26 protein-coding genes and 1 tRNA gene are annotated in these 24,902 nt (G+C 50.6%); 12 read left to right on the forward strand and 15 right to left on the reverse strand.

Annotated elements, in window-relative coordinates; translation table 11 throughout:
- Window positions 1–58 precede the first annotated feature (58 nt).
- Window positions 59–146: transfer RNA gene (locus tag IEW09_RS06325), tRNA-Ser, on the forward strand.
- Between the two features lie 84 nt (window positions 147–230).
- Here IEW09_RS06325 and IEW09_RS06330 read toward each other — a convergent pair.
- Complete coding sequence (locus IEW09_RS06330) at window positions 231–725, reverse strand: hypothetical protein (RefSeq protein ID WP_188553360.1); 495 nt, start codon at window positions 723–725, stop codon at window positions 231–233.
- Window positions 726–1,342: 617 nt separating this feature from the next.
- On the opposite strand from IEW09_RS06330, the gene IEW09_RS06335 reads away from it, so the two are divergent.
- The 7 genes from IEW09_RS06335 to IEW09_RS06365 all read left to right on the forward strand — a co-directional run bounded on the left by IEW09_RS06335 (window position 1,343) and on the right by IEW09_RS06365 (window position 8,324).
- Window positions 1,343–1,867 carry a hypothetical protein gene (locus IEW09_RS06335; protein WP_188553361.1) on the forward strand — a complete coding sequence of 175 codons (525 nt, stop codon included), beginning with the start codon at window positions 1,343–1,345 and terminating at the stop codon, window positions 1,865–1,867.
- 317 nt (window positions 1,868–2,184) lie between these two features.
- A complete protein-coding gene (locus tag IEW09_RS06340; RefSeq protein WP_188553362.1) occupies window positions 2,185–2,466 on the forward strand; it encodes a hypothetical protein in 282 nt (93 codons plus the stop codon).
- Window positions 2,467–2,510: 44 nt separating this feature from the next.
- Complete coding sequence (locus IEW09_RS06345; RefSeq protein WP_188553363.1) at window positions 2,511–3,353, forward strand: S49 family peptidase; 843 nt, start codon at window positions 2,511–2,513, stop codon at window positions 3,351–3,353.
- A 159-nt stretch (window positions 3,354–3,512) separates the two neighbouring features.
- Entirely contained in the window at window positions 3,513–4,742 is a 1,230-nt protein-coding gene (locus tag IEW09_RS06350; RefSeq protein ID WP_188553364.1) for a phage major capsid protein, read from the forward strand.
- 374 nt (window positions 4,743–5,116) lie between these two features.
- A complete protein-coding gene (locus tag IEW09_RS06355; RefSeq protein WP_188553365.1) occupies window positions 5,117–7,408 on the forward strand; it encodes a hypothetical protein in 2,292 nt (763 codons plus the stop codon).
- The gene (locus IEW09_RS06360; RefSeq protein WP_188553366.1) at window positions 7,405–7,902 is read left to right on the forward strand and encodes a hypothetical protein; all 498 of its coding nucleotides are present in this window, start codon (window positions 7,405–7,407) and stop codon (window positions 7,900–7,902) included. The genes IEW09_RS06355 and IEW09_RS06360 overlap by 4 nt, the downstream gene beginning before the upstream one ends.
- A 2-nt stretch (window positions 7,903–7,904) precedes the next feature.
- Window positions 7,905–8,324, forward strand: coding sequence for a hypothetical protein (locus IEW09_RS06365; protein ID WP_188553367.1), 420 nt, complete (start codon window positions 7,905–7,907; stop codon window positions 8,322–8,324).
- Window positions 8,325–8,511: 187 nt separating this feature from the next.
- On the opposite strand, the gene IEW09_RS06370 is transcribed toward IEW09_RS06365, so the two are convergent.
- A complete protein-coding gene (locus IEW09_RS06370; protein WP_188553368.1) occupies window positions 8,512–8,697 on the reverse strand; it encodes a DUF3606 domain-containing protein in 186 nt (61 codons plus the stop codon).
- 329 nt (window positions 8,698–9,026) lie between these two features.
- The gene (locus tag IEW09_RS06375; protein WP_188553369.1) at window positions 9,027–9,881 is read right to left on the reverse strand and encodes a tyrosine-type recombinase/integrase; all 855 of its coding nucleotides are present in this window, start codon (window positions 9,879–9,881) and stop codon (window positions 9,027–9,029) included.
- Between the two features lie 329 nt (window positions 9,882–10,210).
- On the opposite strand from IEW09_RS06375, the gene IEW09_RS06380 reads away from it, so the two are divergent.
- Entirely contained in the window at window positions 10,211–11,428 is a 1,218-nt protein-coding gene (locus IEW09_RS06380) for a tyrosine-type recombinase/integrase (protein WP_188553370.1), read from the forward strand.
- A gap of 126 nt (window positions 11,429–11,554) precedes the next feature.
- The gene (locus IEW09_RS06385) at window positions 11,555–12,538 is read left to right on the forward strand and encodes an LAPAL motif-containing putative phage structural protein (protein ID WP_188553371.1); all 984 of its coding nucleotides are present in this window, start codon (window positions 11,555–11,557) and stop codon (window positions 12,536–12,538) included.
- A 9-nt stretch (window positions 12,539–12,547) separates the two neighbouring features.
- Here IEW09_RS06385 and IEW09_RS06390 read toward each other — a convergent pair whose 3' ends face one another.
- The 8 genes from IEW09_RS06390 to IEW09_RS06425 form a co-directional block, all read right to left on the reverse strand.
- On the reverse strand, window positions 12,548–13,228 hold the full coding sequence (locus IEW09_RS06390; protein ID WP_188554328.1) for a recombinase family protein: 681 nt from the start codon (window positions 13,226–13,228) through the stop codon (window positions 12,548–12,550).
- 183 nt (window positions 13,229–13,411) lie between these two features.
- Window positions 13,412–13,990, reverse strand: coding sequence for a hypothetical protein (locus IEW09_RS06395; RefSeq protein WP_188553372.1), 579 nt, complete (start codon window positions 13,988–13,990; stop codon window positions 13,412–13,414).
- A gap of 30 nt (window positions 13,991–14,020) precedes the next feature.
- Window positions 14,021–14,248, reverse strand: a complete 228-nt coding sequence (locus IEW09_RS06400; protein ID WP_188553373.1) for a hypothetical protein — start codon at window positions 14,246–14,248, stop codon at window positions 14,021–14,023.
- Window positions 14,249–14,379: 131 nt separating this feature from the next.
- The gene (locus IEW09_RS06405; protein WP_188553374.1) at window positions 14,380–14,898 is read right to left on the reverse strand and encodes a TetR/AcrR family transcriptional regulator; all 519 of its coding nucleotides are present in this window, start codon (window positions 14,896–14,898) and stop codon (window positions 14,380–14,382) included.
- Window positions 14,899–15,019: 121 nt separating this feature from the next.
- Window positions 15,020–15,493 (reverse strand): hypothetical protein, encoded by a 474-nt coding sequence (locus IEW09_RS06410; RefSeq protein ID WP_188553375.1) that lies wholly within the window; start codon window positions 15,491–15,493, stop codon window positions 15,020–15,022.
- Window positions 15,490–15,714 carry a hypothetical protein gene (locus tag IEW09_RS06415; RefSeq protein WP_188553376.1) on the reverse strand — a complete coding sequence of 75 codons (225 nt, stop codon included), beginning with the start codon at window positions 15,712–15,714 and terminating at the stop codon, window positions 15,490–15,492. The genes IEW09_RS06410 and IEW09_RS06415 overlap by 4 nt, the downstream gene beginning before the upstream one ends.
- Before the next feature lie 222 nt (window positions 15,715–15,936).
- Window positions 15,937–17,376: a hypothetical protein gene (locus tag IEW09_RS06420; protein ID WP_188553377.1), complete on the reverse strand. Its 1,440-nt coding sequence runs from the start codon at window positions 17,374–17,376 to the stop codon at window positions 15,937–15,939.
- A 99-nt stretch (window positions 17,377–17,475) separates the two neighbouring features.
- A complete protein-coding gene (locus IEW09_RS06425; RefSeq protein WP_188553378.1) occupies window positions 17,476–17,670 on the reverse strand; it encodes a helix-turn-helix transcriptional regulator in 195 nt (64 codons plus the stop codon).
- A gap of 118 nt (window positions 17,671–17,788) precedes the next feature.
- Here IEW09_RS06425 and IEW09_RS06430 point away from each other — a divergent pair, with 118 nt between their 5' ends.
- Together IEW09_RS06430 and IEW09_RS06435 are read left to right on the forward strand one after the other, a co-directional pair.
- Window positions 17,789–18,427 (forward strand): hypothetical protein, encoded by a 639-nt coding sequence (locus IEW09_RS06430; protein WP_188553379.1) that lies wholly within the window; start codon window positions 17,789–17,791, stop codon window positions 18,425–18,427.
- A 472-nt stretch (window positions 18,428–18,899) separates the two neighbouring features.
- On the forward strand, window positions 18,900–19,679 hold the full coding sequence (locus IEW09_RS06435; protein ID WP_188553380.1) for a DUF4383 domain-containing protein: 780 nt from the start codon (window positions 18,900–18,902) through the stop codon (window positions 19,677–19,679).
- A gap of 73 nt (window positions 19,680–19,752) precedes the next feature.
- Here the strand turns inward: IEW09_RS06435 and IEW09_RS06440 are convergent, their stop codons facing one another.
- From IEW09_RS06440 to IEW09_RS06455, 4 genes are all read right to left on the reverse strand, one after another.
- On the reverse strand, window positions 19,753–21,549 hold the full coding sequence (locus IEW09_RS06440; RefSeq protein ID WP_188553381.1) for an outer membrane beta-barrel protein: 1,797 nt from the start codon (window positions 21,547–21,549) through the stop codon (window positions 19,753–19,755).
- A 231-nt stretch (window positions 21,550–21,780) separates the two neighbouring features.
- On the reverse strand, window positions 21,781–22,185 hold the full coding sequence (locus IEW09_RS06445; protein ID WP_188553382.1) for a hypothetical protein: 405 nt from the start codon (window positions 22,183–22,185) through the stop codon (window positions 21,781–21,783).
- A 420-nt stretch (window positions 22,186–22,605) separates the two neighbouring features.
- Complete coding sequence (locus IEW09_RS06450) at window positions 22,606–23,340, reverse strand: response regulator transcription factor (protein ID WP_188553383.1); 735 nt, start codon at window positions 23,338–23,340, stop codon at window positions 22,606–22,608.
- A gap of 1 nt (window position 23,341) precedes the next feature.
- The gene (locus IEW09_RS06455) at window positions 23,342–24,826 is read right to left on the reverse strand and encodes a DUF4118 domain-containing protein (RefSeq protein ID WP_229739255.1); all 1,485 of its coding nucleotides are present in this window, start codon (window positions 24,824–24,826) and stop codon (window positions 23,342–23,344) included.
- Window positions 24,827–24,902 lie beyond the last annotated feature (76 nt).

The raw sequence follows: 24,902 nt of genomic DNA on the forward strand, positions 1-24,902 counted from the left end.
TTCCAAGGCATCCATCATGGGCACAATTGTGTTACCTTCAGAAAGGTAGCTCAATCGCGGAGAGATGGCCGAGTGGCTGAAGGCGCACGCTTGGAAAGCGTGTATACCGCAAGGTATCCAGGGTTCGAATCCCTGTCTCTCCGCCACTTTAGAATCAATGACTTACGTGGGTTGGTTCTCCCGGTAAAATTCTATAACATCCTAAGCGTGCGTACTCAGATTCGTAAAAATTACTGCCCGCTTGCGTTGTGTCTTTGATCCTTGTTTGAATCGAGAAATGCCGTCGCAACGATTGCCCGTTGTTCTTCCGTGAAGGCGATTGACATAACGATGCCTGACAAAGCTCGTTCATGCGCCGCAACAGTATCGAGCAGGTCAGATATGTATTCCTCTTGCTTCTTGGATACTTGAATATGCTCTCGGACGACGTAAAGTAGCGCCCTGAGCAGATGTGCGCTCGCAATGAACATAAGAGCACCAACTCCCAAACTTGCCTTGAACGCAATACTAGCGACTTGCTGCCCGGTGGAAGGCATGGGTTCGCGGAATATAGAGATAAGTACCCATACCGACGCAATAACTGATGTGGAGTCGATAATCCATCTTGCAGCCGTTTTCAGATGGCGTTTTTGCGTCTCGGGTTCTGGATAAAACCTTGTGTAAAAGCGTTCGGATAGTGGAACAACAAAGGCAGCGATTCCAATGAAAATTGTCCAGGTCGGCATCCATTCCCTACTTTCTCTAGTGAATGATAGCGGCAATAAAGCGTTTGCCTGACACTTATCTAACGCTCAATTTTCTTAGGACGACCCGCTCGTATACAAAATGTGGAATGCGTATAGTCCTGTAGCGTTGCTTATTCATCGTGGTTGGTCGTTCAAGGATGATAACGCCGGGTTCGTTCTCGAATAGCTTCGTCACGGTGTTCCGGTGAAAGCCAGTCATCTTAGCGACTTCATCGACGGTGTAAACTCTTGGGTCCGTCCACGCAGTAGTTTTTGGAACGGGGTCGCATCGTCTGACACTGATCTGCTTTAGCTCTGTGACGCAAACCGGGCAAACCTTCCACAAAACCTCGTCTGAATAGGTCACTTGGCACTTTGGGCATTCGGCTTGATATTCCATCTCATATTTCTTTTTCATCGTTGCAGCTTGGACTAAAAGCTCGTTATAGTCAACCTAAGTCACTTTGAATGTGCAGTTTATATGCACTTTACTAAGGCCATTTTAGACGCCGGGTTATGGCGTCCATTCTCTGCCCATAAAATAAATCGGTTTTATTGAATAAATAGATTGACATTGAATCGGTTTTCCCGGATACTCGATTTTGTCAGGAGGCAGCATGACACCGTATACGACGCAAGCCGGTAAGAAAAATCTACAAGCCGGTATCAAAAAGATGGAGAAGTCCATGAGTCCAGCGGCTCAAGTTCGGCGCAACTTTCGCTTGGGCCGCCCACCCAAAGCGGGCGAATCGCTTCCGTTACATCGAACGGTGGTTTGGCAGCGGGCCGCCGACGCCGTCAATAAATTCCGAAGTGAAATGATTGCCGCAAAGCTCAATCCGCACCATGTGGACGCCGCAATCGTATACATTGAGGCCGCGAATCCAGAACTTCCGCACTTCATTTTGCTAGATGACGAGAGTAGATCACTCGACGAAATTCGCGCGGCGGCCTTCGATATTTTGGGACGCGATGACGTTCTCGCCCTCGGGATGCTCTTTAAACAGCACGACGAGCAAACGAAACAAGATGTCACCTTCCCGTATCTATTCACCGGACTTAGTGTGAATGGAATTGCAGTCTTGCGGAAAGCGGCAACCAATCAGTATGAAGGTGCAAGATTGCTAGGAATGAAGCATTAGATACTAGCAAAACAGATGGCGTAGAAGGTCTGCCAGGACCAACTACGCCGGATAGCCAAATCGACCCGCGACTAAACGAACCAACCGGCTTGTTTCATTTTACAAGCAAGGTTGCGTCCCTAACCCAAAAAGGAGACCTCCATGTCTTGCAAAATCATCGACCTTTCACCCGCCTCTGTACGTTCTTCGCTCCGCGCTCTCGCCCAAAACCGAAAGCCTCACATCCCTGAGACTCTTTTGGCTAAAGCTATCTTGGACGGCGGCTTCCCTGCCCCTCGTGTCGAGTCTAAGTCCCGCGCCGGTAAGGAGGCATAACGGTGTACGACCAGCTAGAAGTCCTGGCCGCATACACGGAGTATCCCGTGGCCGTCATGACAGACGACCAACACGCGCAAATCGAAATGATCGCCCTCGACGACATCAACCCCGAGGTTATCGCAGGTTTTCAAGCCCGAGGTCTGCACTTTGCAGCAGCGTGCGGATTGCTACTGGGCATCCCCGAAATAGCGATGCAGTACCCGCTCCCGGAGCATGTCGCGTTCGCTGTTGGAGCGGCTCACCGGGAATACATCGCGGGTATCCGCACTCACGCCCACTAAACCGGACTAAACGACGTAAAACTCCGCTTTGCAAAGGAATGCTGATGGAAACGACACACACGATGCACCCGACGCACTCATATCTCGAAGTTTTAATGCGGTCGCCACTTTGGGCGATACGTGCGGATTATCCCATGCAGGCTCTACTCCAAGCCGCTAAAGAAAATGGGCGGGAGGCTTCCAACCCAACCGTAACCGGGTCAAAGGGCAACAAAATCGCCGTCATCCCGGTGCAGGGTGTTCTTACCAAAGACGGCCCCAGCTGGTACGGCTCAAGCTACGACAACATCACAAGAGCTGCAGAGCGGGCAGCGAAAGACCCTGAAATTAAGCACATCATCCTCGCCGTCGATTCACCCGGTGGCCAAGTAACAGGACTGCCCGAAACCGCAGCCGTGTTGTCCCAAATTGCACAGATTAAACCTATTCACGCGATGGTCGAGGGCGTCGCTGCGTCGGCGGCTTATTGGTTGACATCGCAAGCGTCGAACATCGTTCTCACACCGTCCGGCGAAGTCGGCTCTGTCGGTGTTCGGCTTATGCACGCGGACATCTCGAAGATGCTGGACGACCAAGGCGTGAAAGTCACGGAGCTGTATTCCGGCGACTACAAAACGGAATGGTCTCCGTTCAAGCCGCTATCGGATGCGGCGAAGGCAGATATGCAACAGCGTATCGAAACAACACACAACGACTTCATCGCCGCAGTCACAGCCGGTCGAGGTGTCCGCGCTTCGAGCGAAGCCAAGGCGCAGAGATTCGGTGAAGGCCGATTGTTTTCGTCGAACGACGCATTGCGTCTCGGCCTCGTGGACAGCTTGCAGCGTCCCGGCGACTATTACCGCAACGTAACCCCCACCGCCGAGCCATCGACACGGTTCGCGTAAGCAGGGAAAAGTTTACAAAAGCGCTGCCCGAATAGAAAGGTTCGGGTCTGCCTAGCTAGCCGCGTGCATGTCGCACGTATGAGAGGCGAGGAACGCAGCAATGCACGACGCAGCAACGCATTACATATCGTCCCCCGGACGTTAAACAGGATGCAATACATGAACATCATTGAAATTAAGAAACAACGCGCCGAGGCATCTGACGCGGCTGACAACATCATTCAGAGCGCGGCTCTTGCGGGACGTGCTTTGTCACCTCAAGAGACGGCGCAAGTTCGGGAGAACCTCACCAAAGCGGGCAAGCTCGAAGCTGAGATCGCCGAGCGCGAATCACGGAGCACGATTCGCACGACGTTCCCGTCCGGCCTCGACTTACTGACTCCGGGACGCTCCAGCGCTCAGAGGCAGTCGTCCGCGCCCATCGGCAATAACCCAATGGAAATACCCATCCAGGCGTTTGCAGAGGATTACAACAATGCTTACAGTACTTGGATTCGATCAGGTGGAAAGAAGATGGAAGCGGCCCTCTATGAAGGTTCCAACGTTGCGGGCGGCTTCGCTGTCCCTACAATCACAGACGGGCAAGTGGTTCCCCTTGCGCCTCAGGAGATGGCCGTGCGTCGTATCGCTCGGGTTATCCCAACAACGAACGACCTCAAGGTTCCAGTCAAAGCCACCTTCGGAACGGCTGCGATCAAATCGGAGTCGGGCGCATCGACTAACACCTTCACCGACAGTGACCCCACGATAAGCCAGTTTGAACTCACCTCGTTTATGGTGGGCCGTCAGACCTCAGCGAGTTGGGAACTGCTACAGGATGTCGCACAGTTCCAGGCGTTCGTCGTCGATGACTTGGTCCTCTCTCTTCAGATGTTCGAGGAAAGCCAGTTTATCAACGGCACAGGAACGGGCGAGCCACAGGGACTCATCGGCAACACCGGCACAGGCGTAACAGGAGTTGCAAACACCGGCTCTGACCTTCTCGACGCGACTTACGACGTGCAAGCATCGCTTAACGCTGCGTATCACTCGGGAGCATCTTTCCTCATGGCACGCAGCACGGGCGTTGCGCTTCGTAAGGCACAGAAGCAGGCAAATCTTTTCGAGCCAGTATTCACGCGGTCAGGCGGGCAGGATTATTTGCACGGCTACCCGGTGAACTACTCCGCAAGTATGCCCACAATGGCAGCCTCCGCGACTCCGGTATTGTTCGGCGACTTCAACGCCGGATACATCATCGGCGACCGTGGCGGCGCGGGCATCTCGATTAAATTCCTTGACCAGATCAAGGCAGTAAGCGGGCAGCTCGTGCTCTTGGCCTACCGTCGCACCGATGGCCGCGTCCGTCGTTCCGAGGCAATCCAGGCCATCACCATCGCAGCCAGCTAACAAAGTCCCGGTGCGGGGAGCACCGGGCAAACATTCAGATTGCGGGGGAAGATTGCACCCGCGCCAGTCGGGACGCTCATGGCCCCCGCGAGGCGATTCGCTGTCGCCTATTTCGAACCATGAGCGGATAACTGGCTTTCCTTTCCTGGCTCCGGGGCATATCCGGGGAGGTGCCCCGGAGCCGGGTTCTTTTACAAACCGTTTACAAATGCGTTTTACAAAGCGAGGTAAGCATGGCTTCTCCGGTGTGGGTTTTAAGTGTAGATTTACAAGCAAAAACCGCGACGTTTACAAGCGGATTAGCCGAGGCCGCAAAGAACGCTCGCGGCTCATTCAACGACATAAGCGACTCCGCAAGCGATATGGCGTCAAACATGGCCGGGAGTGTTACGAATGTCCGCGCCGGTCTTGGTCTCATCGACAACACCATCCGGGGCAACCATGCCGCAGCGATGGCGGACTTGATTCGGGAGTTCAAAGACTCCGCCGTCGTCATGGCCGCGTTGCCGTTCGCCGTCACCATCGGCGGTATCGCTGCCGTGGCCGGTATCGCCGTCGAGGTCGCCTCGAAGATAAAAGAATGGAAAGAATCGCAACAGCAGCTCACGCAAGAGCAGATGAAGTTCGGGACAACGATCAACGAAACATACAACGGCCTGGACGAAAAAATCCTTTCCGCCGAGCAGAAGACCGACGAATTGCGGAACGATCACCTCGGCGCGCTGAGCAAGGAATTGCAGCTCATCGACAAGCAGAGCTTTTCCGAGTTGCTGCATTCCTTCGAGACCGTCGCCAAAGCTGCCGATACCGTCTTCGGAGACCTCAAAGGAAATTGGTATACGTTCGGCATCGGCTCGGCAGGCGCACAGCACGCACTGACGCAGTTCCAATCGCAGTACGAATCGCTCCTCGCACAAGGCAAGCAAGGCGAAGCCGCCGACTTACTCAAGGGAACCCGCGACAGCGCCCAAAAAGTCCTCGAAGCGCAGCACGCCTACAACAACAGTCGCACGGGCGGCGGGATGATTGGCCCGTCGGTCGATTACACAAAGCAGTATGCGGCGTTGGCGACATTACGAGCAGCGGGCGTCAGCAGCACGGAAAAGGAAATCGCCGCGCAACAAACGCTCGTGGACGCCTTAAACGCGCAGCTCAACATTGAACAGAAAGTAAGCACGCTCAAGGGCATCGAGGCCGACAACGCCAAACGGACGACCGGCAACGACGCCGCACGCCAAGCCGCCGAGGGCGCGAAAGAGGCCGCAGCCTCGCAGCTCCGCATGGGTGAGATGGTTGTCGCGTCTGACCGGGCGGTCGCGGCGGCGAGGCTCGAAATCAGTCATGCTTCGATACAACAGCGCCTCGAATCGGAGATTGATTTCTCTAACCGAGAGCTTGCCGTCCAGCTCGCCGGGAACGCGGCGCAGATTGCAGCCCTCGATAAATCCTCAAAGGATTACACCAACCAACTCAAGGCGCTCAACGACAAAGCGCTCGAACTGCAACAGCAACACGACTCGCAGATTGCGACACTAACGGCGCAGTCGCAGGCGCAGCAAGCGGCGCAAGCCATACGAGCAATGGAAGGCTCCGAGCGAGAGAAGATCAACGCCACACAGCAAGGCTCTGTGGCTCGGCTCGCAGCCATCGACGCCGCCATCGCCGAGGAAGCCGCGCATAACCTCAAAGCCGAGGACAGCTATCGGGCGTTGGCTAATCAGCGTGTCGAGACCATCCGCGAGATGGCACAGTCTGAGGCCGACGACAAAGCCAAGGCCGCACAGCTTGCCGCTGCGAGCGATATGAAAATGGCGCAGCTCGGGCTAGCTGCATTGAAAGAGCAGCAAGCGGTAATCGATTCCGCACGGCACATGACGGATGCGAAAGAGGTAGCAGAGGCGACACAACAGGCTAATGCCCTTTATAAAATCCAGCTCGATGCAGGCAACAAGGAAATCGCGGCACTCAACAAAAACGGCAAGGATTACGAAACAAAGCTAATCGAGTTGCAGAACAAGCAAAAACAACTCACGCAGCAGCACGAAAACGAGATCACGGCAATTCAGGACAAAGCGACGATTGCCCGCAATCAAACCGTTCTTTCTGCTTACAGCCAGTTCGAGAGCAGCATCGCTAAGGGCTTGACTAGCGTGCTCATGGGACATCAGACCTTCGCGTCCATGATGAATAGTATTGGCAGCCAAGTGGCCGAGGGAATGATTCAAAACTCCCTCAAGGACCTCATGGCGCTCGATATGACGAGAGAACGCGAAGCCGCCGCAGCCGCTCGGAAAATGTATCTCGCCGGGTCGTCGCTGCCCTTCCCTGCAAACATCGTCATGGGTCCCGTTCTCGCTGCCGGTGCGTTTTCGGCGGTTATGGCGTACAACTCCGGTACGGATATGGTCCCTGGTGTTGGCAGAGGTGACGTTGTTCCGGCCATGCTCGAACCGGGCGAAGGTGTCGTCCCCGGTGGCGTTATGGACGGCCTTCGCAACATGGTCCGCAACGGCTCGATGGGCGGTCAATCTGTAACGCACATTCATGTACGCCCCACTTACAACGTCCAGGCAATAGACGGTAAAGGTATGGGCGATGCCCTTGAGAAGCACAGCGCCGTACTGCAAAAGCACTTTGAGAAATCGGTAAGGAGGATGAATAAATGATTGACGCTATTGACGAGCTTGTAGCGCGGTCCCGTGACCATCACGAGCTGCGGCGGTTTCACCAATTCCACCGACAGCACCCGGAGGTTTTAGACTTCCTGGTTTCCGAAATTCGGCTCCGCATTGAGCAGGGCTTCGAGGCGTTCTCGTATCACAGCCTTTGGCAGTACGCCCGATGGAAGCTCGAACTAAAGAGCGGCCCCGCCGACACCTATTTGATGAATGATCACACCGCGCCGTTTTACGGACGGGCAATAGCTATATTGCATCCCGAGTTTAACGGGCGGGCAGAGGTTCGCGGGTCGGTCGCCGATAAGGTCTTCGGCACGGAGCTTGAACCCGCGCCAAAGAAGCGCACCAAAGGCTATGCGCGCCGGTTGCGATGGGCGGATGGTAAGTCGTTAGAGCAGGGATGGAGACCGACGCAGCCGCATGTCGTCGGCGTCGCCGGGGTCAATAAGAGAGCCGATATTCACCCGAGAAACGAGGACTAGCCGTGGATACACGGAAACCGACGGGAGCGCTGGAGTTTGACAGCCCTAGCGGGAAACGACAGTCCCGCGAAGTCAATTACGTCCTCGACATCCGCGACTATAGAGGGCGGGCCGGTTATCCTTGGCTCGTCATCGCGGCTAACCCGCAGCTTTCCGTCTATGCGTTGTGGTTGTGGTTGTTGTCTGAAGGAGGCAAAAACGAGAGAGGCGAAAGCTGGATAAAACGGCGTCGTTGGCTGTTTCAAGACCCTAATGTTGCCAAGGGAACCGGAGGACAAGCCAACGCCGACGGTAAGGATGGACGTGCTGTAAAGATCATGCGCGAAAACCCAACGATGTCGGCTCGCAATCTAGTGAGACTGCTTAAGGAGAACGGTATTCGACGCGGCAAGGATTGGGTGCTGAAACATAAGTGTGATTAGCCGGGAATGTCTGTCTGTTCATTGGGTCATATAAGAGATAGGAGATAGCAGACACCACCCAGCCCCCATCCTCCCGTCCTTCCGTCCGACTCCCTTGGAGGTCGTCGTACAGAATGACAGGGGATAGGTTTTGGACTTTTTATCAACGATAAAAATTACTAAGTAATTGCGGGCATAGGTCGCCGAGCTAACTCCAACGTTCCTTCAAATACGCTTCGACCTTCTTCACAGAGACACCTACGGCTTTTACCGCACCCCTAAGTCGTGCGGGCGTCACCTTAAACTTCTTGCACCATTGCTCTACTTCCCACGGTTCATTGACGTTGATGCGAACCTTATCTTGAATACCCCTTTTGGTGAGGTCATCTGACATGCACGTACTCCCTAGCGGATTTGTAACTGATAATGAACAACGTTACACCGGGGGTGGGTCAAATCTTGAGCAATGACCCTAAAAAGCCCTCTGCAACCCCCAAATTCCGATACGCAGTTAATTTACAAAAAATGGAAATAATATATGGTATTTGAAATTTATTTTCGTCTAGAAGAGTTTCTGAGCTGCAGAGGGCTTTTAGTGCTTCATGGTCAAGATTTCGACCACCCAACCATAGCCGATTAAACCGGCCCGCAATCGCGCATAAATGCCCGTGGGCGAGCCGGTGAAAAACGATGGTGGAACCCTAGCGGCAGTTCCGTATGGCGCTATTTCGACAGCAGACTCACTCTTTCATACACGGCCTGCAAATCCGCTGTAACGAGGTTGGCATAACGCCGGGTCATCTCAAGCGAACTATGTCCTAGCGTCTTCTGTAAGTGAAAGAGACTGCCACCGCGACGAAGATAGTTAATTGCGAAGAGGTGCCGGAAGCTATGGAGGGTTCTACGTGGGGCCGCGAAACCTAATTGCTCGCATAACGCCTTCACCTCTCGCATGGCAACCACGCGACTCATCTGGACGCCATCTGTCGTAGCGAAAACGAAAGCATCCGCCTTGAGATTGAAGTCAGCAATGAATCGATGGAGAGCTTTCCGCAGCACAAAAGAAAATGGGACAATCCGCTGCTTTCTTCCCTTCCCGTTCAATGTTGCTAGAAGATCGTCGAGGTTGATGTCAGATACGCGAAGTGTCAATGCCTCGCTAATACGGCAGCCTAGATCGAACAATACCAACACGAGGAGATGAAGACGGCGCTCATAGAAATGCTTCGCCCCAGGCTTCCACGCGATAAGCCGTTTGACTTGCTCATCTGTAAAGGTGGGCAAAATAACTTGAGGCTCTTTGAGTGGGCGTATGCGAGGGTGAATACATCCGGCTCCACATTTTCTCTCGGCTCCGGTGCTCCAATGTAAGTAGGCGTTGATTGCTCGAATAGCTGCGTTACAGCCGGTTTCCTTGAGTCCCTTTTCGCGCATCCTCATCACAACGTCTTTCAATTGGTCTTGTGTGGGCGATTCCGAGGGTAGCCACTTAAGAGCGCATGTATACCAAGACACTGTGTGTTCCGAGACGTTAAGCAAATAGCGGCGTTCCCGAATAAACAACTCAAAGCGATTCATAGGTTCCTCCCAATGCGTAGATATTTTCAGGAGAAACAACCTATAAGTTATTGATTATACAAGGCTAACGTCTTTAACGCTTGGAAAGCGTGTATACCGCAAGGTATCCAGGGTTCGAATCCCTGTCTCTCCGCCACAAACCCTTCCAAAGACATCCAAGAAAATCCAGTAAAGTCGCTCAAACCTCAGTAAACACTGAGGTTTTTCAGTTTTTACGTCCCTAGACGTCTGAGCGCGTCCTGCTGAAGCCACGCTTGCGAGGGGGTATTTCAGGGGGTATCCTTCTCTCAAAGCAGGGGGTATTTTCAGAAAGCGGGGGTTCAGGGCACATGGCACTGTCAGACACAGCAATCAAGAAGGCAAAGGCGGCGGAGAAAGCCTACAGTATGAGCGACGGTGAAGGGCTGTACTTGTGGGTAACACCGGCGGGTGGGAAGCTGTGGCGTTGGGGCTACCGTTTTGAGGGCAAAGAAAAGCTGATCTCCTACGGTAAGTACCCGGATGTGGGACTTGCGAAGGCCAGAGAACTCCATCAGGACGCCCGCAAGTTGCTGGCCGCTGGTATCGACCCGATGGCGCGGCGCAAGGCTGACAAGACGGAGGAACGCATCGCCAGCGAAAGCTCTTTTGCTAAGGTTGCCGCTCAATGGTTGAAACACTGGCAATGTGGGAAAAGCTCACGTCACGTTCTACAGGTGACACGCCGGATGGATGCTGACATTCTGCCGCACTTGGGCGCGTTCCCTATTGAGGAAATCAAAGCACCCGACGTTGTAAAGATGGTCAAGGTCATCGAACAACGCGAAGCCTACGACATTGCAAAACGCGCTCTTGAGACAACCGGCCAAGTGTTCCGTTACGCTATCGCTCACGGCATGGCAACACGCAACCCTGCAACAGACATCAAGCCACGCGATATTCTGAAATCCGTTCCGAAACAGAACTACGCCCGCATCGACCAAAGAGAGCTTTCAACGCTGCTCAAGCGGATTGAGATTTATCAAGGCACTCCAGTAACACGTCTTGCAATGAAGCTGCTTGCAATGACGTTTGTGCGGACAACCGAACTGATTGAGGCGAAGTGGTCAGAGTTTGATCTTGAAGCTGGCCGTTGGGACATTCCAGCAGAACGCATGAAGATGCGGACTCCCCACATTGTTCCGCTGGCTAAACAAGCATTGGAAGTGCTGGCGATGTTGCGCGAACTGAACGGGAAAAGTGAATTGCTCTTCCCCGGCGACCGCAACCCTAAAAAACCAATGAGTAACAACACCATCCTGAAAGCACTTGAAAGAATGGGCTACAAAGGCCGGATGACGGGGCATGGGTTTCGTGGGCTAGCGTCAACCATCTTGCATGAGCAAGGCTACGACCATGCACACATTGAATTGCAGCTTGCTCACGCGCCACGCAACGCCGTTAGTGCTGCCTACAATCACGCCCTCTATTTAGAGCCAAGAGCGAAGATGATGCAGGAGTGGGCAGACTACTTGGAAAGAACGATGCGTGAAGTCAAAGTGATTCCGCTGCATGAAAGGGTTGCGTAGCGGTTGTTGCTGGTACAGCCGCAGGCAGAGCCAACATGCTGTATGATTCCGTGAAACTGATCCATTGCTGTATCCCTGTTTTATGTATTCATCAAGCCTTCGATTCTTGGTTAGGAAAGGGTACGTTTGGCAAGCGAAATCTTCAGTCTTATATACGACGGCGAAGAAATACGTGACGGTGAAATGAGTGTAGCGGCACTCGGCCCCGCCCTCGTAGCAATGGGTGAATTGTTTGAAGCCGCCAATGCCACACTAAACGGTTCACAAACGACGGTAGAAACCAATGTAAAAGCTGACTTCAAAGAAGGCTCATTTGAAGTGCTTATACATATTCATCAATTCCTGACAGACCCAAGTGCTGCCTTGATACCAGCAATGTATGTTCTCGGCGCTGACCAATTGGTTGGTCAGGTAATGGGAAAGGCAATTGAAAAGGCCAAGGACAAAGTTGCAGATGTTGCTGTTGAAGGTTTGTTCAAGCTCTTAGGCCGATTGGGCGGCAAAAAGCCTGAGCGAACTGAATACGATGAAAGCAAAAAGCTTTTCATTTACAACACCGGCAACAACGTAAACATTACGGTAGATCAAGCTACCAGCCAGCTTTATCAAAGCCCTAAAGTATTGTCGGCAGCAGCGAAGGTTGCAATTCCACTGAAACGGCCCGACAGCAAAATTCGTATAAAACGTGATTCAGAAGAGATTGCTGACCTCCAGCAACAGGATTTTCCTGACGTTCCCGATGTTGAAATGCCGATGTTATCGGATAACAAAAGTTCAGCGGGTGGCCCACAAGAACTTATCGTTCAGATTTTGAAGCCAGCTTTCGTTGAGGGAAAGTGGTCTGTGTCTGACGGGAATAAAAAATATCAGGTCGATATGGAAGACCCTGTGTTCAAAGGCCGTGTTCATTCACGAGAAATAGGCTTCTACGAAGGTGACCTATACCGAGTCGAACTGGTAACGACTCAATATATGAAGAACGGAAAACTATCAACAGCGCGAAAGATTACTCGTGTCATTGAGCCTGTGAGTGCCGCTGTTCAAGAATCCTTACAACTCCGCGCTCCTGCAAAACGTAATGGTCGCAAGTTTAGAGATGCAGACGAGTGAAACGTACCACTACATGCTTGGTGTTTGAGCCAGAACACGCCTAACACTGTTGCCGTGCCACACTCCACTGCTGGGGCTGGGAACACCCTTTTCATTCAGTTCGGCTGCAACGGCTCTGAGCGATCTTGCACCATCGGCTTGTATTGAGCGAATGACCGGCAACACATCTGATGCCCACACTCTTGCCCGGCCCTGCCTCATCTGAGCACTCGCCTTTGCCCCTGCAAGGCTCACAGACGCGCTCAGACGGCCTCTGTTGCCCCCAAGCCTCACCCCTCGCGCCTTAGCAGCCTGTAGAGCGACCTTGGTACGTTCGGAGATGGCTTTCGCTTCAGCTTCAGCAACCGCCGCAAGAATGGTAATGGTGAGTTTGTTGAAGTGTGGGCAGTCAACAACGACGAAGTCAACGCCGCTTTCCATCAAGCCTGTAACGAAGTGAGCATTGCGGGCGAGACGGTCAAGTTTCGCAACAATGAGCGTTGCACGGTGCACACGGCAGAGTGCTAGTGCTCTCGCAAGTTCCGGGCGGTCATTGCGCTTGCCGCTTTCGACTTCAACAACCTCATCAACCATTTTCCAACGAGGGACGCTATTCAAGTACCCGCGCACGGTCTCTTTTTGTGCCTCTAGGCCAAGACCTGAAACACCCTGTTTGACGGTACTGACGCGGTAATAACCGATGAATTTCATTTTCAACCTCACTGTTACGTATACCACTACGGTCATTGTGGTACAGGTAACAATTGAAGTCCACCATTCAAGACAAAGAAAAGCCCCTATTGCTAGGGGCTTGGCATCAGCATGGAAGGAAAACCAGAGGGTTCAGGGGCACTCTAACCCAGACGATCAAAGAATGGGGGATTTCTTTTCGGCCTACGAAAGATAAAATCCACCCTGACCCTGAACGCGCTGCTTGCCTGAAAGCACATCCAATTCTGCCTGAAGGCTCTTTGCAGTGGCTTGCGCTTTAGCAACAGCAGTGTATGCTTCTTCTTCCATGCGGCAAGCGTTGTTGTAGTTTTGTTGCGCAGCCCCATGAGCATAAGCGACATTGTGGGCAATCTGCTCTGCTGTCCGAAGCTGCTTTTCTTGCTCTGCCGTCTCTGCTCTAGTTTTCAAACTCTTGTTTGAATTGCTGGCATAGCGAAGCTGCTGCAAAACAGTAGCGGTGTTCCGTACTTCATTCTCAGCCTCAACCATCTGCTGACGTGCCCGAAACGTTGATTGCTTGATTGCCTCAAAGTTGGCCTGAATTTCTCTTGCATGAATTACGGCTGCGTCATATCTCTCTTCAAGGTCTGCGATATAGCCTTGTTTGTACTTCTGTTTGACTACTGCCCACCGCTGCGCAACGTTATGAATCTCTGCTGCAAGCTGATGTTCGCCTGCCTTGTGTAGAACGGCAAAATCAAAGTCGTATTCCTCTTGTATGACTTCTGCAAATGTGCTCATGGTTTTCCCTCCGTTGATTTGAATTGATGGTTAGCGGAACAGCTTGCCGAAAACACCTACTGGCGGCAGTGGCTTCACTGGTTTGTATTTCTCTTGAGGCAGCACACGCCCGTTGTAATCCTGCGTTGTGAAATAGCGCATCGGGTCAATGTCTTCAGCACGGCCCTGAAGGTTTACTGCTGTGCCCACACTTGGATGGTTAGCTGCTTGTCTCGCGGAACCCATGACAAGCTGACGAAGGCGCTCTTGGTCGTTCATTGTTGTTTTCTCCTCACTGCATTACTGCTTTTAGTAGTGCTGCTAATTTCGTTCCTGAATTATCGGCAATCGAAGCCAGCATGATTGCCGTCTCAGGTGTTGTCGTTCCAACTACAGAATCTGCGAACGTTTCAAACATTGTCTGTTGCCGCATCATGCGCACCGTTCCATCCGGCATTGTCAACTTCACGTCCACGCCAGTTGCTTTCTCCAACTTCGCTATCCGGCGTAGCAAGGCCGTCTTGTTCACTTCGCACCCCCTCAATCACTTTGGCGTTGCTTGCTTCCAACTCCAAAAGGCGTTGTTCAATTTCTTCAATAGCTCCACAACGAACGGCCATCTCTAACAGAGTCTTTGCGGCTGCAACACGCGCAGACTGTGGAGAAGCAGGGTCATGCGCAATTGCTTCCAACACATCAACCGCACCCGAACTTGCAAGACGAAGCTTGTTGATTGTGCCGTCTAACATCCGGCGTTTTGCTTCGTTGTACATAGCTCTGAACGAACCATCGTTGAGATAGCGATACAGCGTTGTTTCACTAATGCCAGCAGCCTTGGCAGCATCGCGGCTTGTTGTGGTCAGCAGCAACGCTTCAACAGCGCGGTTCCACTGCTTGCGTTTACCGGTATGTCTGCCGATTTGATTCATGGTCAATCTATCCTTGCTGTGAAGTGCCCCGCATTTGCGTCTGGATGGCCCGTCCTGCCTGTCTAGGCTGCGCCGTGAGGGTTAGCCTTGCCCACATCTTCGGGGTCTCTGATTTTTCCGCTTACTGCATGAAGTTGCTGTTCAACGTTGTCCATTCCAACGCTTGTGGGCCAGCCCCTTTAGCAATGCGTTCCATCATCATGAATGCGGCTAACGATGAGCACGATTCAGGCGATTCATGCGGGTTTGCTTTGATGATCGTCCGTGCCGTCTCACGCCACACCACATATTCAGAACTGTTGTGATACTCAACCAGCGGGCCTAAGAGTTGCGGCCTGCGTTGTTCGCGTGAAAAGTTTTGCTTTTCTGTAAGCTCGATGCCGCCATTGTCGTAGATGCCTACATGGGTGCGCTTGCCCGCTCTGTTGGTTACGAACATCGGAATTGCGTATGGGTATTTGCCCTTCACATAGTCACAGGCAAACCGGCCTAGATATTCAATGAGTATGAAATTGGTTCTCACATCGCCTGTGAACTTGCTTTGCATTGAGCGTTGCAGTTCAAGTGCAGCGTTCTCGTAATCTTGCTTATTCATTTTTTTGTTTGTCCTTTCAACACTACTTCGCGGATTTTCTGTTCAGGTAAATCAAGCAACATGCAAAGAGTTGAGAACATACCGCCTTTTGCTGTGAACCACAACATGCTTGCTTTGTCGCCGTGAATTGCATCCGTGAAAGAATCGGTCAACACTGTTGCCCACAGATTGCGGTACACACAACGTTGCCGTTTCACTGTTGTTGCTGCGTAGTTGTTCATAAAAATCCTGCTAGTAAGTAAGTCGATTTTGAGTTGGTGTCAATTGATAAATAATTGGTAAGTTATCTTCATGTTTATGTGTCAGTTGGTAAGTTGGTAGAGTTGGTAGAGAAGAGGGTTTGCACTTCTCTGAGGAGTCTTTACAGTCATATTTCCTACCAACCGCACCAACCTACCAACGCATTGATATGACTCGACTTGCATAGCAGACCCTCTACCAACTCAACCAACGTTGTTGACAAGCCACATCTTGCCTACAGAATTGCCGCGATACTTTTCCATTCCGCGGTCTCTCACTTCAATCAAATATGCGCTGCTTACAAACTCCTGAATCATGTTGTCCAAGGCTTGTTTTGGATTGTGGGCATTACGGAACGCTGGTTGCCGGTGCAACATGGTTTTTATGTAGCGATAAGTAATGACGCGCTGATTCTTGTGATCTTGCGTGATGCCGTAGTTGCGCACATACGATGATTGCCATTCCTTTTTGAGATACTGCCTCAAGCAGTTCAATAGCTGTTCATGCTGAATTATGTGCGGACTAATATCGCCAACTTTGCCGGATTCAAAGCGGCTGATTGTTGTTTTGAGACTTGCATCAACAATGCTCTTGGCCCACTCCAAATGCTCAACAGTTATCATCGGCTGGATGTAATTCACGCCGACCGCAACAAGGGCTGCTAGTCTCAACAACTGCATGTGGGCGCGGTTATAGAGTTGTTTTGTTATTTCATTGCTGGCGTTGTTGATCTGTCTGTCACAATCGTTTTCATAATCCCGCTGGAATTGATTAGCAAAATCATCGGCAAAGCCAACTCTGATAACTTCGTTGCGACCTTCAATAAACTTCGAGTGAGCAGTAGCTTCAGAGAGTTTGTTTACAAGGTCTGGATGCGGGCGTGTCGTAGCGTTGTGGTTCGATGGTGGTCGCGGGCCTGAATATTCAAGATTCAAAATGCGCGACATGGTGCCTTCAGAGATGCTTGCTTCAGTGAAGGCTTTGAAATACTCCTCTTGAGTCGATTCCCCAAACATGCTGTATGCAGGCCGTTGAATAGCTGGAAAGTCTTTCGTGCCGTCAGCGAATACGGAACCGGAAAGAATCTCCCCGTAACCAGACTTGTTATAAGCAGCTAGCTGAAACTGTTTCATTCCCTTGTCGTTAGCACTCGCATTCTTTGCGTTGAGCCTCTGAAAGTAATGTCCAATTTCAGGCACGATGCTAAGAACGCATTGCGAATTCTTTGCCATATAACGATTGGCTGCTTGTGGTGATGCAAAATTTGGACCTATGCAATCCAACGACGGAACTTGTTCACGCACTGCTTCATTGATGCGGTGTATTCCGCTTGTTGCACCTTCCTTGCCAGTTCCTGTTGGAGCAAGCAGTGCTATATACAAATTCAAGCCAGTGTTGAATACGTTGTAACTGCGCCCGAAAATAGCAGCCATGTAAGCCATTGCAGCAGCCAACGCGACTATCGGAATGGGCTTGTAGGCAGAGTTGTAGATGAACTGTGCAATCCATCCAAGCAATCCGGGTGGAAGTTTTGGGTGTTCAACCACATCACTCGCTGGCTCTAACTCCTGCGTCGGTTCCGTTGTTATGGAGTCGTTGCTTGAGTCGAACGAATTGGGTTTGTCGATGCCAAAGGGGAACATGCGATGCACTCTTGTTTGAACTTGTGTGTTGTTTGGGTGGTTAGTAAGCCGCAATGCAAGCCCAAGCCAGCACTAGCAGAAGGGAGAACGTCAGCGTTCTCATGCCGCGCTGCTCTCGCTACGGTTTGTTCTGATAGTCTCGGCAATCCATGCTTCGACCTCTGATTGAAGCCACGCAACGGCGCGGCCACCGATCTTCACCGGCTTTGGAAAACCTTCTGACGCATAGACAGCAGACCGGGATAGTCCTGTACGACCCATCACATCCGGCAACCTCAACAGTGTTTCGCCCATATTTCCTCCTGATGTCCAACTGAAATCCCTTGGACATGAAGGCGAGTATGGGTCGAATTTTGTAATCCGCCAAATAATCAGTAATCTAAAATATATAAAACTGGATTACACTATTTTTATGAAGACGGCGAAGGGCTATCAAGATGAAGTGAGCTTGCTAACGCTGCAAGGAATTGCAGACGTTCTAAACGACGGCTCACAGGCAAGCACACAGGTGGACGAGACTGCCCACAATAGGCTTGTCGATCTTGTGACCCGGTGGCTGGAATCAGGCCCGGACATTAGGAAGATGCACCGTCGCGCAACAGACCCGAACTTCTGGCAGATTGCATCAACTTGGGAAGGCCGATTGACGTTCGTTGCTGAAGGTGGGGCGCAAATGCTTCCGGTTCCCGGCAAAGATGCCGATATTGTGTCGGTCTATTTCATTCAGTTGTTGCTCAACCCTGAGCGGCTACGTTTGAATGCGCCATGCAAGCAATGCTGTCGTTGGTTTATCAAGCAGCAAAAAGGCCGTCAGACGGTGTATTGCTCCAAGACCTGCAAGAGCAATGCGCTTGTGGGAAACAAACGTCGCAATGACCGCAAGAAGAAACTGGAAGAAATTGGGGACGCTATAGCGAACTATCTCGACAGTTCAAGCCAGTTGCGCTCAAAGATGAAATGGCAGGAGTACGTCGAACAAGCTGTGGACGATGTGACACCCAATTTCCTCACCCGCGCCGTCAAAGCTGGGGAAATCCAGCCGCCAATCTAAAAGACGAACCTGTTTTGCCTACGGGGGGGGTATTTTCGGGGGTATTCCTCAAACATCAAAGCAGTAAGTAGATGAAACTAAATTGCTTAGTGGCGTTATATGAATCCCTGTCTCCGCCACTTTAGAATCAATAACTTACGTTGAGCAATCGCTCCGTGAAGATTCTAAGCCTGAGTGCTCGGCAACGTAAAAATTCAACACCTATAAATAATTTAAGAAAACGACTTTTACGAAAATCGCCGTGCTGCCTGCGAGAACCACGTTCCTCGGCAGGAGCAACTATTTCGTGACCCTTTTTCTTCTCGGTTCATTTGATGTTCCCTACTTCCCTACTACTCAGCTGAACGGATTGTGATCTCTTTACAAATCTTGAGATTGCTTCACCAATCTTTACTGCACGCCTGTTGCCGCAATGCTGAAATGAAACGCGAGCAAGAAAGAGGGTGTCAATGAGGCAGGTATGGAGCATGCGATGAAAGCAAAGTTTACCGTTTTGACGACGTTGACGATTGCAGGGCTCATCAGTTCTGCGGTTGCAATATGGATACAGTGGTTCTCAGGCGATCCTGCCTATCCCAAATTTCCTCCAGGGCCTGTGGTATTTATTGCCGTGGCGGCGATTGTTACGATAGGAACCCGCTGGTGGTGGACGCCTCTGATCGGAGCGCTGATCGCGTTATTAGTGACTTCCGGCTGGTTTGCGCGTATGCCTGCGGGAGTTCTGCGGCTGACCCATCCCGGTTCAGTCGGTAAATTTGCCGCTGGCATCTTTGTCGGCACGTTACTACAAATTACCGCACTTCTGTTTACGGACATCGCAGGGCTTGCAGCAACTATCCAGAACTACAGACGGATGAAAAGAGCGAGCGACAGCGCAAAGATTGCATGTCGCTTGTTTGGCGGATTGTCTGTCTTCATGGCGGTCCTAGCAATCGTTAGCGGCACTCAGATGAACAAGTATCACAATCTAATGCTGCTCATTTGGGGAACGTTAGCGCTAGCTGTTAGCTTTATGAGGACGAAAGTAGCCGGCCGCTTCTGCATAGGATCTGGAATTTTCTATCTTGCACTGGCTATTCTTGGCATGCTGTTTGGTGACCCAACTATAAATAGAGCCTGGCCTATCGGGCCAATGCTTCTACATACGGGAGATCATATCTATCATCTTGTATTAGGCTCTATTTTTCTTAGCATGGGATTGCTATCGGAACGAAATAACAATACCGCCGAAGGCAAGTACATTACTTCGTGATCTAAAAGCGATTTAAAGGTGTATCGGCTTGGATCGCTCCAAACCGATACACCTCATCTGGAGCAGTTCTACCCTAGAAGTGCCAAATCAGATCGGCAGCCAGCGTAAGCGCCTGATTCTTCCCTAGGCCTAGAGGATTTGGAGGGTTTCCTTGAGAGACACTCTGAAGATTAGCGATCGAAGCTCCAGGAGAGATATTCAGAGCCGTAACGCCGTACTTCGTATAGGCATGAGTGTAGCTGACCTCAGGGCGGAAAGTAATGGTAGAACCGGCCCAGAAGTCAAACCCAACCATATGCTCTTCGTATTTGGCTGGCGTGCCGGTACGTTGCCCCTTGATGTCATCCACATATTCGTTGCGGATGTTTAGCGACGCCTGGTTATGCCAGAAGTTATGCTCAAGGTAGTTGGTAATCGCTACATCCGGAGCATAGCAGCGTGCCGATTGTTTCGCCGCAGGAAGACGCGGATCCTGACAAACAGCGCCGAAGTTTAGGTTGACCGCGCCCTGTCCAGGGCGCTGAAAAGTAGTTTCAGGCCAAGGCGTTCTTGCTGTTGGAGCATATTGGATTCCTGTAGCCGGATCTATTCCATTGTACCAATACATATTAGGCGTAGCTTTCATGTACTGATACCAGAACTCGGTATCGGTATGCCATCTGGCGTTGATGCGGTGATACCAGGTCTCATAGTATGCGGCTAAATTGTTATAGGCATACTTACCATCATTGATACTATTGGCACAGGTATTCAGAGCGTTTCCACCATTGGACCAGGTAAAGGTTGCGCAGAAGTTTCCGGTCACCTTGGCATCGGTAGTCCAGGGCATCACGTCGCAGCCGGGGGAGAGGCCGCCCTGTACCGTCCAGTGGCTAGAAGCCTTGACGGTTACATTTACGCCCGTCTGCGTATAGCAGTCGAAGGTATACAAGATAGAGTGCGAGTAGGTGTAGTTGTTTGGAGCTAACTGTGCCTCAATGTCAGGCAACGAGATGTAGCGGCCAACGCGAACATCCATCCCCTCTCCAACATGAGGAAAATAGAAATCGTAGTATGCCATTACCGGATCGAATCCATACTGATTATTTTTGAGTAATAACTGCTGACTCAACATGCCCTTGGCCGTAGTGAAGCGATAGTCAACGCCGTACAGCAAAGTTAGCCTGTAACCCCAATCAAAATGTTCTTTCTGTGCCGTGTTAGGGATTTTTTCAAAGTAGAGTGCCGCTTGGTCTAACTGAACAGTATTAGCATACTCGTCGTAAGCCGAGGGAAAGTTTGATGGAATTCCCTTTGAAGCATTGGTCTTATTATTCGTCGAGCCATTCGCTCCAATCTCAATCCATCCATAGATTTTTGATTTTGACTTGTTCTCATTGATGGCTTGCATCAGAGGATAGGTTTGACCGTCGGGCACACCTATGAGCGGAGTTCCGCCAATTGGCCAGTCCGTACCGGGGTACGGAGGTGAAAAAATCGGAGCTGGGGTTCCGCGACGCGGCTCCTTCGTGATGGTAACTGGACCATTTCCGGCCCAATCCGATACATAAGCTCGTCCCAGGCGGTGAAAAAATCCATTATCAGGGGGAGTAGTTGGAGTTGCGGGAGCTGGCGCAGCCGTCGTTGAGCTGGAAGCATCCTGAAGCAAAATATAAGTGTTTGACGCCGAATCCGTCGAGGCTACAGTCGACGAGACCTTCGCACTGAACAAGGATAGGTTTTCAGGTGCGATGATAACCCCGTGGGCCCTGTCAACACTAGAATTGTCAGGAGATGCCGACTCCTGCGAACTGATCTTCGCTAGTGCGGATGAAGTAGTGAAAATAAAAATCAATACGAAAAAGGTAAAAATCTTTGTAATATAATTCATGCAAAAATGCATTTATGTGGCCTTTCATCTACTGAAAATCAAGTTGAAAAAATACGGCACTCTTATCTTTTGCAAGAATTGTTGCTTCTCAACCGATGTTCGTAATCCATACAGATATGGAAATTCTCCCTGCATTAGGAAGACATAAGGAACCTATAGAAGTTTTATAAAGATTGAGTTTATAAAAGGCTTCAGTAAATAACAGCATTGAGCTCTCTGCCAGCCAAGCTTTTAGAGCTTACCTGGTTGGCTAACTTGCACCTGTTTTGACTTCAGCTCGTACTGAGTCGCACGATGTAGCATTTGGTTAGCTTCATATGCGTAATAGTCGTAGAGGTTATGAGCGGAGTCTGCGGGAGCAGGATATTTCACTCCCACGCTAACTGAGACTTGTCTCCGACGCTCCCACTCTGATTTCTCGTCAGCTGCTTTCGCGCTAAAGGATCGCTGTTGTTGGTGAAAATAGAGTGCGAGAGCGCTATTCTGTTCTGGCGTATGTGCCGCGACAATATATTTTTTCAACTCATGTCGGCTTAACGTATGCCCTGTCAGCGGCACAATTGATTGTGCACGCAATAACACAGAGAACCCCAAAACCACTCCCAGCACAAGTACGGGCCGTACTGTATTACTCATTTCGAATTCCTCCCTAATCACACTTGAATTGAAGTTAAATAAGGGAGGCATAGGGAGAAACCCCGCTAATTGGCAGGCGATAACATGGCCAGTGCACACACCACTGTTCTCGGCAATGAATTACAGTGGCTATAAATAGAAATCTTTATGCAATCTTAATGCGCTCGCAGAGATGCTTGTATCGATATAAATAGCAACTTGGTGAGAGGAAGAGATGAATCACGATATAGCTATAAGCTGCTATCGCGAGCACCAGCGAATTACATTTGAAAGAATCCTGGCTGCAAACATCGATGAAGAAGCGGAGTTGCACTCGAAGAATAATGCAGATGCCAAGACAGTAAATGAGGCACTCAAGTTACGCGTGGCAATCAATGCAATGCAGAATGGCTTGAAGGGCTTGGGTGGAGGAAAACGCGATCACTGTTCCTGCGAACTCTGCTCCTCTGTTTCAAATGAATCCGAAAATCTATAACCAAGGTGAGGCTCGGTTAGAAGATAGAATGGATTCGAAGGGTCATCTTCCAGCTTCTTCCGTATCTGGCATACAAATGTACGTAGATACTCCAATTCGTTGCCATATTCAGTACCCCACACCGAAGTAAGTAACTTCGCATGGCGAACAGGTAAGCCTGCGTTCTGCATGAGATAGTGCAGCAGATCGAACTCTTTTGGTGTTAGCTGAAGCACTTGGCCTGCCTTTGTAACAATGCGACGTTCCGGATGCAGCACAATTTCTCCAATATGAATCACTGCGTTTTTATTATTCTCTGTAATCAATGACCGGCGCACTGCGGCTCGCAACCGAGCGCTTAGTTCACCCACATGAAATGGCTTCGTCACAAAATCATCTGCTCCCGCATCCAATGCTTCAATTTTATCTTCTTCGCGGTCACGGACAGTTAACATAAGAATTGAAAGCCTTGGAGCAGCGCGGCGCATTAGTCGACAGGTATCGATTCCGCTCATTCCTGGCATGTTAATGTCCAGGAGCGCGGCAGCAAATTGGGTCATTCGTATCAGTGCCAATGCTTCTTCCTCACGGCCGGCAGTAATCACCGTAAAGCCCAGACTAGATAAGGTAGCTTGCAATGCCTGACGGATCGAGGATTCGTCATCGACAATCAGGATTTTATTATCTTCAAAATTCAACATCTTATCCCCCGGCTTGTGGTAATGATAAAAAAAATGTAGTCTCTATATCTTCGCCACTGATCACCCAGACATGCCCATGTTGTGCATTGGCTGCCTTCTTTGCGATAGATAAACCAATTCCCGTTCCCGGTACAACTTCCTTTGAGCCAGAACAGCGGTAAAAACGCTCAAATATTTTTTCACGATCTGTCATCGAGATAGCCGGTCCCTCATTGTGAACTGAAATAAGAATCTCTGAGTGCCGTCTTGCAGCTGCAATGTCTATCTTTGATCCGGAGATAGAGTATTTAGCTGCATTATCCAAAAATTGGGAAATAATAGTTGCCATCAGGCTAAAGTCACCTTGGACTTTCAGTAAGGAATCTTTCATATCCACTTCAACCGGATGGCTTAATATTCTATCGGCCTGCTCGCGCAACGCAGAATCAATTACAGACGCAACATCTACTTCTTCCTTTCGCGCCTGAAATTTTCCCTCATCCAATCGTGCCGTACGCAACAAGCGTGTAACCAGCGTATTTAATTGAATAGATTGTTGATCGATGAGTTGAGCAAGCTCATATTCTGTTCCATTCAGGCTGCCGATCTCTAACAGTCCTGAGCTAGCTGTTCGTATCGTCGTCAGCGGAGTTTTGAACGCATGCGCAAGCGCATCCAAAACGGCAGCGCGCAACTCTTCGCTCTGATGTGCCGCCTTGGCATGCGACTCTCTTTCAAATGATCTGTACCGCTCTAGTGCGATGGCTGTAAGTGATGTAAGTGCATTAGCGATAGCAGGAGTTATATTTCCTCTTAGAGCCAATCCCCCAGTTGGCCGTCCTCTCAGTCGGAGCGAACGTTGTGAAGTCTGGGTCAATCGATCATCGTAACTCAAATCCTGCAAATATGCTCCTCGTGCAAGGTGCTCTTCTGTTTCACTACAATCGCCGGCCTTGTCCACACGTCCAAGTAAAGGATCATAAAGTGCAACAGCCTCCAGATTGAAGATATGTTGTATGAGTTGCACAATCTGCGGTCCTGGAGTTTGATGCAAATTTAGGAGTAGAGTACCTCGGCTTAACTCGTATAGCCTTTCTATGCTTTGCTGCTGCAGAAAGTTCTCCCGCATATGCAGTGTATTGCGTGCAGATTGACTGCTTACAATCAAGGCGGATACCTCAAACACCCCAAATGCAATCCAATCTTGTGTATTTGCGATATAAAACGAAAATATTGGTTGCGTAAAGAAATAATTCAAGCAAAGAACGGCTACGAACGAAATCACTGTAGCCTGCCAAAAGCCCCACGCCAAAGCAATCAACACGATAATCAGTAGGTATAAATATCCCGCACTCGAGAGCTCAAAATGCAAGGAAAATGATGCAACTGTCAGTAAAGCAATCGCCAGAGTGCCACCTGCAATCTGGCCGATGATAACAAGAACTCGCTGTCGTAAATCCCATTTGCCAGCTATTGATCGAAAGCTCATAACAGTCACGGCTGACACAATCAACTACATAAAAAGTGTAATCTTCGGAGCATAAAGAACTCATAAAGATATGCGTACAAATGGAGGAGTCGAG

Source organism: Edaphobacter dinghuensis (assembly GCF_014640335.1).
GTDB lineage: Bacteria > Acidobacteriota > Terriglobia > Terriglobales > Acidobacteriaceae > Edaphobacter > Edaphobacter dinghuensis.